The sequence below is a fragment of the Desulfuromonas sp. AOP6 genome (genome assembly GCF_009731355.2).
Classification (GTDB): domain Bacteria; phylum Desulfobacterota; class Desulfuromonadia; order Desulfuromonadales; family SZUA-540; genus SZUA-540.
Genome location: NZ_AP022810.1, coordinates 1,858,542 through 1,870,498, shown reverse-complemented (window position 1 = coordinate 1,870,498; position 11,957 = coordinate 1,858,542). Strand labels below are relative to the sequence as shown.

Here is an 11,957-nt window from a genome sequence, read left to right as displayed (position 1 = left end):
CAAGCCAGTGGTGGTGTTTTGCTTCTTTTTGGCCTCTTTAACTATTTTCGTCATACGTCTTTCTTTGATGCTGTCCTGGTCAGAGTCGACGGATTCAGCCTTCAGGGCTCTCCAGTACCGTAGCGCGAATCTTGGGCAGGCAATCGGGGTAATGCTCCTGGAGAAAACTCAGCAGCTTCTCCCGCACATGACACCGAAGCTCCCAGGCCTCCGAGGCGTTGGCGGCGCTCATCAGGGCGCGAAGTTCAACCGTCTTATCTGTAGCATTCGTTACATGGAGTCGCCAGACTTTTCCGTCCCACAACTCCTGATCTTTCAATATTTCGTATAGTTGATTTCGCAACACCTCTATGGGCAGGCTGTAGTCGACGTAAATAAAGACAGTTCCGAGGAGATCAGAGGAGTTTTTGGTCCAGTTCTGGAATGTTTTTTCCAGGAAATAGTCCGTTGGAACGACAAGACGACGCAAATCCCAGATCCGTACGACGACATATGTCAGGGTGATTTCTTCAATTTGTCCCCATTCATTGTCGACGATCACGACATCATCAATACGAATCGGTTGTGTTATCGCCAACTGCAGACCTGCCAACAGGGTGGCAATACTGCGCTGGGCGGCAAAGCCGATGATGACACCGACGACACCGGCGGAGGCGAGGAGGCTGGTACCCAGCTGTCTGACGTTTTCAAAGACCATCAGGGAAGAAGCCGTCACCAGAAGCACTATGGCAATGACGGCTATCTTGACCAGCATGTTCATCTGGGTATGAATCGCTCTCGCCTTGAGATTGTCCTTTACCTTGATGTCATAGCGCGTGAGCAGGAAATCCCGCCCGAATAAAACCGCTTCTATGGACAGCCACCCAAATGAAACGATTAATAAGATGCTGAAGACCTTACGAAAAGTCGGTTGGACCTCTTCAGGGATTGGCATCCCTTGCATAAGGAGGATCAGCAAGAAGAGAGGAATCAGGATTCTTGATATCGGGTAAAATCTCTTTTTTAAGGGAATATCAAATTTCTCTTCAATGGACGAAATTTTCTTGCCAAATACTTTAAAAATAAACGCATTCAGAGCAATGCCAGCAAAAACTATGAAAACAAGAATTAATAGATATAGCGGCATGAAAATCACCTTAATCATTCATGATTTTGAATGATTCCTGTCCGTTTTGATAAGGTCAGTCGTCTACGTTTCAAAGCCTAACAATATGAAACATGAATGCAAGTCCGGTATTTTTTATATGGCCCGTTAAGTATTTGAATAGTAATAAAAAGGACATCGATCAATTCTCCCACCTGCACCGCCTGCTCTGTGATCTCATCGTTTCAGGAGTCGCAAAAGCTCCGCCGTCCTGCGTGTGTTAATGACGTCCTCCTTGCCCAGCCAGCCGCGGCGCGCCTGGTCGATGCCGTACTTCATGTTCTGCAGGCCCTGAACGCTGTGGGCATCGGTGGCGATGGCCAGCTTCAGGCCAAGGTCTTTGGCCATGCGACAATGATGATCATTCAGGTCCAGGCGGTCCGGGTGAGCGTTGAGCTCAAGATAGCAGCCTCTTTCCAGCGCTGCGTGCATGATCTTTTCCATATTCAGCGGATAAGGTGCACGTTCGTTGATCAGCCGGCCGCTCGGGTGGCCGAGTATGTTGAAGTGGGGATTGTCCATGGCCCGGATAATGCGCTCGGTCTGCTTTTCACTGGAGAGATTGAAATGGGAGTGGATGGAGCAGATGGTCAGGTCGAGTTGGTCGAGCACATCGTCGGGAAGATCGAGACTGCCATCCTCTAGAATGTCCACCTCGATTCCTTTGAGAATACGAAATCCGGCGTAGTTGTCCGTGAGTTCATCGATCTTTTCAATCTGTTCCTGCAGTCGCCGGCGATCAAAGCCTTTTGCGACCTTGACCGCCTGACTGTGCTCGGTGATCGCCAGATAGCTGTAGCCGAGTTCTCTGGCGGCCTCTACCATCTCCTTCAATGTCCCGCGACCATCTGTGCCCCTGGTGTGGGCGTGCAGGTCGCCGCAGATGTCGTCGCCTTCGATGAGCGCGGGCAGCTTGCTTTTCTGGGCGGCCTCGATCTCACCGCGATTCTCCCGCAGTTCCGGCGGGATGTAGGGCAGGTCAACCGCTGCCAGAACCTCCTCCTCGGTGGCTCCGGCGATCCGCTCCTCGTCATCGCCTTTCCCTTGGAAGACACCGTATTCGTTGATTTTGAGACCCTTGTCCACGGCTATTTTGCGGAGAGCGATGTTGTGTTCTTTGGAGCCGGTGAAGTAATAGAGTGCGGCTCCGTAGCTGACCTCGGCGACGACCCTCAAGTCGACCTGAAGACCACCCCGCAGTCGCACCGATGACCTGGTTGTCCCATTGGCCAGAACTTCGTCGACATCTTCGAAGGAGACGAAGCGTTCCATCACCGCGCTGTCCTGGCTGCAGGTGACCAGGATATCCAGATCCCCCACGGTCTCCTGGCGGCGGCGGTAACTGCCGGCGACGATCACCCGCTTGACACCGTCTATCTTTTCCAGATACGCCAGCAGAGGGCCAACCACTTCCTCAGCCGCAGCGCGCTTGGTACGACCTTCCGAGCCTGTCTGGCGTTCGATTTCCTTGAGGATCTTTTTTTCCAGCTTTTCACCAAACCCTTCCAGATCGCGGATCTTCTGAGCGCGGGCCGCTTTTGCCAAGTCATCGAGATTGTGGATGTCGAGTTCATGGTAGAGGGCAGCGACCCGTTTCGGGCCAAGCTGGGCGATGTCGAGCAGGTCGACCAGGTCTCCCGGAATCTTTTTCTCCAGATCCTTAAGCAATCCGAGCTGACCCGTTTCGAGAATTTCGACGATCTTCCCGGCCAGATCCTGCCCGATGTCCGGCAGGTCGGAGAGGTCAGCACCATCCTCAAGCAATTGTGCCGCACTCTGCGTCTGGTCGGTCAGGGTGCGGGCGGCATTACGGTAGGCCCGCACCCGAAAAGGATTGGCAGTGCTGATTTCGAGCAGGTCGGCGACTCGGTGGAAAAGGCGGGCGATGTCGGCGTTGTGGATCGGCATGATTCATCTCCTGTCCTGCTGAAGCCGTAGCCTGAAACCGTCCTCCGCAGAGGGTGAGCCCGGGTTTTACTCAGCCTTCAGCCTAAGGCTTCAGGGCACGGCTGTCTGTCCGATGAGCAGCCCGACCGGAAAACTCTGCAGAACTTCTCCAATCAGGATTCCGTGTTCCCCTGAAATGTGGGCCTCTGTAAAGGATTCCCGCCAGGAGAATGGGGATCCCCCTGGCAGCACCAGTGCCGTATTTCCCCAGAGTTCCCTCCCCAAAGGCAGGGACCCTTCCTCCAGCCAGCCAGCCAGCAGACGTGGGGCAATCGTGACGGACATGACCTCAGGCTGCCGGCGGGCGAAGGCGATGACGTGTTCTCGGCCCGGACCGGTGATTTCAAGGGGCAGGTAATCCCCCTGCTGAAAGAGCTCGGGATATCGATGGCGCTCCCTGAGCCCGCGCCGGATCAGAAACAGCTTAATCCAGCCATTGTCCATATGGGCCAGCAGGTCGTGGAGCAGCCCCGGCAGGCCGATCGATTCCCGCCGGCTGATTTCCTGCATGGCCGCGCGCCGCCGTGCGAAATCGACCGGCCGGCGGTTATCCGGGTCAACGAGGTTCAGATCCCAGAACTCGGTCCCCTGGTAAAAGTCGGGTATGCCGGGAGCCGTGATCTTGATCAGGGTCTGCGACAAGGTGTTGAGCATGCCGAAATGGGCCACTCTCTGCAGAAAGGGGAGGAACTCCTCGTAAAAAACAGGATTGTCCTGCAGGTCCAGAATCCTTTCGACGAACTGAAGAAACGCCTCTTCGTAGGCCTTGTCCGGTTCGATCCAGGCTGTGTGCGTCTTGGCCTCGCGTACCGATTTCGTCACGTATTTTTTGAGGCGGTGTCTGAAGTCCGCCACCTCCTCGTTGGCGAAGGGCCAGGCGCCGACCAGCGTCTGGTAGAGGAAGTATTCGTCGTTTTTGTCCGGTACTCTGTGGTGTCTGACCGTCGGTTTGAAAGAGCGATGCCGTCGGCTCCAACGCTGGAGCAGCCGCCTCCATTCCTGAGGAAGTTCGGACAGCACGTTCAGGCGCGCCCGGATATCCTCGCCGCGCTTGGTGTCGTGGGTGGAGGTGGCGTTGAGGGTGTGCGGCCAACTGTGGTGCCGCCTGCGGCAGGAATCATGGAACTCAGCCGCCGATAGCCCGAATCGGGACGGGTCACCGCCGACCTCGTTGAGGGATAACAGGCGGTTGTAGACGTACAGTAGCGTGTCTTCGAAGCCTTTGGCCATCACCGGTCCACTGAGCTGCTGAAAGCGCATCGTGAAATGCAGCCACTGCCTACGCTCCTGATGGGGTCGGAATGATTCGATCTCGCCACTCAGAATCCGGCCGACGTAGTCAATTTCATTCTGATGGTCTGGATTGCGTTTCTTGGCCTGACTCAACGCCTTCTCGATGGCCTGTAGCTCGGTCTCGCACCTTGTAGCCCCATCCAGGTACGTGCGGTACACCGGGAAGTGCGCCAGAATCTCGATCAGCGCTCGCTGCAGGCTGCCTTGCGGAATGTCGAGGCCGTGGCGGTGCCGGTTGGCGATGCGCTTCAGCAGGTGAGCCAGGTTGATGATGTCGCCGAACAGGTTTCGTTCGATAATCCTTTTGCGACTGGCATAGTTCAGTTCCTCGCACGATTGCCGCTGGCCGCTGAATTCGCGATAGAGATCATTGAAGCCCTTTTCCGAAACCTGCCCGCAGAAAAGGCTGTTGAGGTCGTTGAGGAAATCGTAGCCGGTCGTCCCCTGGATCGGCCAGGCCGGCAGGCTTTCATCCCTCGCCAAGATCTTTTCCACAACCAGGAAGGTGTCAGGGAGTCTGCTACGGAGTTGCTGCAGGTAGGTAGCCGGATCATAAAGGCCGTCGATATGGTCAATTCGCAGGCCGCTGAATACCCCTTCTTCCGCAAGACGTAGAATAAAGGCATGGGTCTGCTCGAAGACACCCTGGTGTTCCATTCGCAGACAGATCAGATCGTTGAGACCGAAGAAGCGGCGATAATTGATCTCCTCAGAGGCGACCTTCCAGTGGGCGAGGCGGAACCATTGGTCGGCCAGCAGGGCTTCCAACCGGTTGAAGCTCGCCGGCTTGCCTGGTTCCCCGTTCCACACGACCAGCACCTCATCCAACACCTTGCGGAAGGATCTATTGTTCCGGTAGATATCCCCGATGTTTTGTTTGATAAACCGGATCTGGTGATATCGTTCGCCGCTGTCGTGAGTCTGGCGCAAACTCTTGAGAATGGAGAGGAGACCGGCCAACTGGGTGCAGTGCGGGTGCTCTTTGCCAACCTCCCGCTGCATGGGCGTCAGGGCCTCGCTCAACAGGTCGTGGTAGGTTTCGATCCGGAGCGGAAAGTGGAGAGAGTGGTAAGCTACGAAAAATCCGGATTCACCGTAGCTCAGCTGGAGCTCCCCTTTCTCCAGAACCTCGCCATAATGACTCCCCAGAAAAGGGGCCAGGACCTTGCCATGAATCCTGTCGGAATGATGCTTCCAGTCGATGTCGAAGTAGTGGTAGAAGGGGGAGTCGGGCCCATTTTCCAGGATGTCGGTCAGGTAAGGATTGCTCGCATGGTAGGCCATGTGGTTCGGAACGATGTCCTGCAGCCAGCCCATGTGGTGATCCCTGAGCATGGTGCTGAGAATGTTGAACTCATCGGGAGTTCCCAGTTCTTCATGGAGAGCCTCAGGATCGACCAGGTCGTAGCCGCTGGTGCTCCCCGGGCGGGCGCGAAAGACAGGGGACGCATACAGGTCGGAGATGCCGAGATCGCCGAGGTAGGCGATGACTTCGGCGGTCTGCTTAAAGCCGAAATCGGGGGTGAACTGCAGGCGATAGGTCGAGCGGGGGATGCGCATCAGGAAGGCCTCTCTGCACTGGGCGTCCAGACATAAAGGGCAGCGCTTCTGGGCGCCATGGTGACGACATGGCCATGATTGACCTGTTCAGGCAGGAGGCTGCCCGGTCCGTCCCAGTGTCCCTCGGCTGAATCGAGCAGTTTTCGCCAGCAGCCGCCATTCTCCGGGAAGGGGAATACACAGGTGTGCTGGCCGGTGTGGAGCAGACCGAGGACGCGGCACCCATCCTGCCAGCGCACGAGCAGGATCACCGGCTGCTCCGGCAAGGTACGCACCTCCAAGGCCTGCTTATCGAGAACGGCCAACGCCGGCAATTCCCTGCGCAAGCGCAGCAGCTCGCGGTAAAATGCGCTCAGGGTGCGGCCTTTGCCTAAGTGGCGGTTGTCCCAGGTCAACAGAGAATGGCGAAAAGTCTCCAAGGATTGGGGATCAGGGGGGGCGGTCGTCCAGGTGAAGTCACGAAATTCTTCACGGCGCCCACGGCGGACAGCCTCCTGCAGCTCTTTGTCGGAAAAATCCACAAAGTATAAGAAAGGAGCGGTTTCGCCGTATTCTTCCCCCATGAACAACAGGGGCACGCAGGGGGCAAAACAGACGGCGGCCGCGGCCATCTTGGCCGCTTCAAAACCGGCCAGGGTAATCAGCCTTTCCCCTCCCGGGCGGTTGCCGATCTGATCATGGTTCTGGCTGCAGACCACCAGCTGACGGCCGGGCAGGGCGGCCGAAGAACTACCATGCCGGCGATGTCGGTAGCTGGAATGACGCCAGTCGTAGACGAAACCTTCCCGAAAGGCCTTGGCCAGGTCGTCGGGTGAGCCGAAATCCCGGTAGTAACCCTGTCTCTCCCCGGTGATCAAGGCATGCAGGGCATGATGAAAATCATCGTTCCACTGGGCGTGAAGGCCATGGCCGCCGCGTACGCGAGGCTGCACGGTTCGGGTGTCATTGAGGTCGCTTTCGGCGATCAGCAGGCAGTGCCGCTGGCTTTGTGCAGCGAAGGCGTCCCCTTTCTCGGCGAGTTCCTCTAAGAATGGTTTGGCGGAAAAGTCATAGATGGCATGGATCGCATCGAGGCGAAGGGCGTCCACGTGGTAGTGCCGCAGCCAGTACAGGGCGTTTTCGATAAAATAGGAACGCACCCCATCGCTGCCGGGACCATCAAAGTTGACCGCTTCTCCCCACGGTGTGCGGTAACGACGGGTGAAGAACGGTCCGAAGTCGCGCAGATAGTTCCCTTCAGGGCCGAGATGGTTGTAGACGACGTCCAGGATCACGGCCAGGCCCTGTCTGTGGCAGGCATCTACCAGAGCTTTCAGGCCCTCCGGGCCGCCATAACTGTCCTGCACCGCGTAGGGACAGACCCCGTCGTAGCCCCAGTTTCGCCGACCGGGAAACTGGGCGACGGGCATCAGTTCGAGCGCGGTAACGCCAAGTTCGCGAAGGGCTGGCAGGCGGGGGATGATGGCGCTGAAGGTCCCTTCGGAAGTGAAAGTGCCGACATGGAGCTCATAGATGACCAGGTCCTCAAGGGGTAGGCCGCCCCAGTTTCTGTCCGTCCAGCTGAAGGCCTCGTGATCGACAATCCGTGAAGGACCATGTACGCCCTGTGGTTGGGAAAAAGAAGCCGGGTCAGGGCGGTCCATCTCGTCATTGAGGCGAAAGGTGTAATCCGTTCCCGGAGGGAGTTCTTCTGTCACCAGGCGCCAGTAGCCATGCTCCAGGCGTTCCATGGGCAGGATGGGTTTTCCGGGAGCGGCCAGTTTTACGGCCAGCTTTTTTACCAGCGGAGCCCAGGCGACGACCTCGCACCACCCATTGCCCTGATAGTAGGCGCCGCTGCGCAGGTGATCCATATTCTGGTCAATGGACATCACACCCACCGTCCTTCCACGGTACGAAAATTCCTGTTTTTTCAACTCATGATGTTTCAAGATCCCACTGTCGGGTCTGACCCCCTTCGATGCTCACTTCCTTGCCGCGAACAGCGAGGGTCACCGGCGGGAGTCCGCACTGCAGACAGGTCACCGTCAGACGGGAGCCGGTGATTTCCAGTTCAAGGGCCTGGCCACGGTAGCGCAGACGCATTTTAAGGCGATCGAGTTCACGGGGCAGGCAGGGATTCAGGTGCAGCATGTCCCCGCGGGTCTCAATGCCGGTATAACCTCGCTGCAGCAGGTCGACCGTTCCCGCCATGGCGCCGAGGTGAATCCCTTCGGGGGTCGTCCCGCCCTGGCTGTCATCTATATCGGCCTGCAAGGCCTCCTTGAACAGCTGCCATGACCCTTCCCGATCTGAACGGGACAGCACCCAGGAATGCACCATCTGGCTCAGGGTCGAGCCGTGAGAGGTGCGCTGCAGGTAGTACTGGATGTTGTCAGGTATGGTCTCGTAGGCAAAAGGATAGCCGAGTCGTTGGAAGATATTCTCCAACTCCTCGGATGAGAAGAGATAGAAGAGCATCAGGACGTCAGCCTGCTTGGAACACTTGTAGCGGTTCGGCGTGTCATCCTCGGATTCGAGGATTCGATCGAGGCGCATGATCTTTCCGTATTTTTCCCGATAGCGCTCCCATTCAAATTCCGCGAGGTCGGCATAGCCCTCAAACTGGCTGATGATGCCGTCGTCGTGGAAGACGAGACGCATTTTACGGCTGATATCGTTCCAGAGCTTGATCTCATCCTCCCTGAGGTTGAGGCGTTCACAGAGTTCCTTATGGCTTTCCGGGGGTAAAAGCTCAAGCAACTCCATGGCACAGAGCAGGGTCCAGACCGCCATGATGTTGGTATAGGCGTTGTTGTTCAGGCCGGGTGCATCGCTGTCAGGGTAGCTGTCGTGGTATTCGTCCGGCCCCATCACCCAGAGAATCTCAAAGCGTTCCAGATCTGGGTTCCAGGACGCCAGGCTTGCCCAAAACCGGGCAATTTCCAGGATCATCTCCGCGCCGTAGAAAGAGAGAAACTCCATGTCGTAGGTGACCTGGTAGTATTGCCAGACGTTCCAGGCAATAGCCGCGTTGACATGGTACTGCAGCTGGGAGTTGTCGGGGATCCAGTTGCCCGATTTCGGATTGAGATGAACTTTCTGGCTCTCTTCACGGCCGTTGCTGCCACTCTGCCAGGGAAACATGGCACCGCGATAGCCGGCCTCCCTGGCCGCTGCCCTGGCCTCATGCAGGCGCCGGTAACGATATTTAAGCAGGGTGCGGGTGATCTCGGGACAGCGGAGGTTGAGCAGGGGGAAGATGAATAGTTCATCCCAGAAAACATGACCACGGTAGGCTTCACCATGCCAGCCCCGGGAGGGGACGCCGACATCCAGTTCAATGGTATGGAGGGAAACGGTCTGCAGGAGATGGAAAATATGCAGGCGCAGGATCAAAGGCACGTCTTCGGCACTGTTCGAACCTTCGAGTTCGAAACCGAAATGATGCCAGAGATGAGCCCAGGTCTGGCCTTGTTCTGTCAATAACGTCTTCAAGCTGGGCGCACGCTGAAGGGCAGTATACGCTTCGAGTCCGCATTCGGTGCTGGCCTCGTCACGACTGGTGAAGAGGGCGACTGTTTTCTCGATGTGCACGGTTTCACCAGCGTCCAGGTGCAGGGCAAAAGTCTGCGCGATATAGGCCTGGTCCTGTTCGAGGCGACGATCGGGAGACTGCTGGCTGTCTTCTAAAAAGACCCGGGTACGGACAGCCTGGGCCATCTCGACGCGGGACTGGCAAGTGCGGACCTTGAGAAAGATGGTCTCCCGGTCCAGTTGCCGCGCTGCCAGCGGTTCCAGGTGGTGGTTGGCCAGATCCCGATAGCGGGCGACGTTGTCGTTTTCGATGCGACCGTCGATGGCGCTGCGGAAGGTGACCTGACCGGACCAATTCTCAGCGATCAGCCGGGTATCAAGCACCGCGAGGTGCCGGTGGCGCATGTGGACCAGGCGACTCTGCTCCAGTCGGGTAATGCGCCCCTGATCATCCTGGAAGCGGACCGTGCGCCGCAGCAGGCCGTTTTTCAGGTCCAGTTCCTGCTGGAAGAGGAGAATCTCAACCGCCTGCAGGTTGAACCATTCACCCTCTTCGATCCGGAACCACAGCGGGAGCCAGTTGGGAAAATTGACCAGATCCTCGTTCTCAATCGTGCGGCCGGCGATTTTTGTCTCGAGTCGGTTATACCCTCCGGCGAGATAGGTGCCGGGATAATGGACGCTGTCGGCCAACGCTTCCGGTGCCGCCCCCCGGGTGCAGAAATAACCGTTGCCTACGGTGGTCAAGGCTTCACGCAGTTTCTCCTGCTTCGGTTCAAAACGATCGTATTTCAGGATCCAGCTGTTCATGAGTCGGTCCGTTTTTTGAGGTGGTCGCACAGGGCTCGCAAAAATTCGCGGACCTCTTTCGTGTTGTCCAGGACATAATGGGCATGGGTCGGACGGTTTTCATCCCGCACCAGAATGCCTATGCCCTGTTTTTTAGTCTCACGCAAGGCATCTTCATCGGTCAGGTCGTCGCCGACATAGATCGGCAACAGGTCCTCGCCGTCGAGCCCTGGCTGCTCTAGCAGCCAAAGGAGAGCCTTACCCTTATCCCAGTCGAGGTCGGGGCGCAGTTCAAAAATTTTCTTGCCGCTGGTCTTGCGCAGTTCCTCTCTTTCGGCCAGGACCGCATCAACCGCCTCTTCGACCTTCCCATGAAGGTCATCGGGGACACGTCGATAATGCACGGCGATGGCGAACTTCTTGCGTTCGATCTGGGCGCCTTCGATCGGCTGGAGGTTCTCCTGTAGAGCCTGTTCAGCTTGGTCGAGGGCCGGGAGGTACTCGGTTCCTCGCTGGAACTGCATCTCATTTCCCTTCGGACCCGCAATGTCAAAGCCGTGACTGCCGGCATAGATGACTTCCTGCACGCCAACAAGGTTTCTGACGTCCTTGAGGTCTCGGCCGCTGACGATGGCCACCGGGCAGAGACGGGCGAGTTCACGGACAGTCTGCCTCATCTCCTCGGTAATTTTAGCCTCCTCAGGACGATCGACGATGGGAGTCAGAGTCCCATCGTAGTCCAGGAACACGACCGGCTGCTTTGCGCCGAGTCTATTCACCAGTTCGGCGAAGCTGCCGAGAGCCGAGGGCCGCTCATCTGTTGTCGATGCCGGGTCCCTCATGGCCACATCGACTTCGTCCAGGTCCGCGACTACTCTATCGGCAAATTTCTCCAGTTCCTGCCGCTGCCCTGTCCGATGAACGCCTATCACCAGGCCGAAGCCGCCGGCCTTTCCGGCTTGGACCCCGGATGGCGCATCTTCGACCACCACGACACGAGGGGGGGCTGCCCCGAGTCGTTTGGCGGCGACAAGGAACAGATCGGGGGCCGGTTTTCCAGGGATGTCTTCTTTCTCGGCAATGATCCCGTCGACCCGGGTATCAAACAGATCATCAACCCCTGCAGCAGCAAGGACAGAGCGGGCGTTCTTGCTCGCGGAAATGATCGCGACCTTGATGCCGGCTTCGCGGAGTCGGTCGATCAAGGTGAGGGTACTCTCATAGCGCTCGACGCCCTGTTCTTCGAGAATGTGCTGAAAATAGGCGTTCTTGCGGTTGCCTAGACCGCGAATGGTTTCTTCTTCGGGATCGTCATCTGAATGGCCTTCGGGCAGACTGATTCCGCGTGATGCCAAAAAGTCGCGGACGCCATCATAGCGCGCCTTGCCGTCCACATAGCGGCTGTAGTCCTGTTCGATACTGAAGGGTTCACAATTTTCTCCTCTACCCTCGGAGCGCTTTTGGAGGTAGGCATCGAACATCTTCTTCCAGGCGCCGGCATGCAGGTGGGCGGTTTGGGTGACGACGCCATCCATGTCGAAGATCACGGCGTCAAACTGTTCTGGGTCGATGGTCAATCGCTGTCTGGACATGGCTCTCTTTCCGTTGATCCGTCACCGGGTAGATTCCATGGTGACAACTGGGGTGTAGCGTCACTGTTCATCGAGGGGACATCTTGTTTTTGTCTGGCATTGCCATGTCACTGACT

6 protein-coding genes are annotated in these 11,957 nt (G+C 57.3%); all 6 read right to left on the bottom strand.

The genetic code is table 11. The features are described from left to right. Positions 1-94: 94 nt before the first annotated feature. Positions 95-1,126, bottom strand: coding sequence for a mechanosensitive ion channel domain-containing protein (locus AOP6_RS08735; protein ID WP_213194527.1), 1,032 nt, complete (start codon positions 1,124-1,126; stop codon positions 95-97). 195 nt (positions 1,127-1,321) lie between these two features. Beyond that, a complete protein-coding gene (gene polX, locus AOP6_RS08730) occupies positions 1,322-3,052 on the bottom strand; it encodes a DNA polymerase/3'-5' exonuclease PolX (RefSeq protein WP_155876364.1) in 1,731 nt (576 codons plus the stop codon). Between the two features lie 90 nt (positions 3,053-3,142). Continuing rightward, positions 3,143-5,944 carry a malto-oligosyltrehalose synthase gene (treY, locus tag AOP6_RS08725; protein WP_155876363.1) on the bottom strand — a complete coding sequence of 934 codons (2,802 nt, stop codon included), beginning with the start codon at positions 5,942-5,944 and terminating at the stop codon, positions 3,143-3,145. Continuing rightward, a complete protein-coding gene (gene treZ, locus AOP6_RS08720; protein ID WP_213194526.1) occupies positions 5,944-7,815 on the bottom strand; it encodes a malto-oligosyltrehalose trehalohydrolase in 1,872 nt (623 codons plus the stop codon). The genes treY and treZ overlap by 1 nt, the downstream gene beginning before the upstream one ends. A 46-nt stretch (positions 7,816-7,861) precedes the next feature. After that, positions 7,862-10,270 carry a glycosyl hydrolase family 65 protein gene (locus tag AOP6_RS08715; RefSeq protein WP_155876362.1) on the bottom strand — a complete coding sequence of 803 codons (2,409 nt, stop codon included), beginning with the start codon at positions 10,268-10,270 and terminating at the stop codon, positions 7,862-7,864. Beyond that, positions 10,267-11,841, bottom strand: a complete 1,575-nt coding sequence (gene otsB, locus AOP6_RS08710) for a trehalose-phosphatase (protein ID WP_155876361.1) — start codon at positions 11,839-11,841, stop codon at positions 10,267-10,269. The genes AOP6_RS08715 and otsB overlap by 4 nt, the downstream gene beginning before the upstream one ends. Positions 11,842-11,957: the final 116 nt, after the last annotated feature.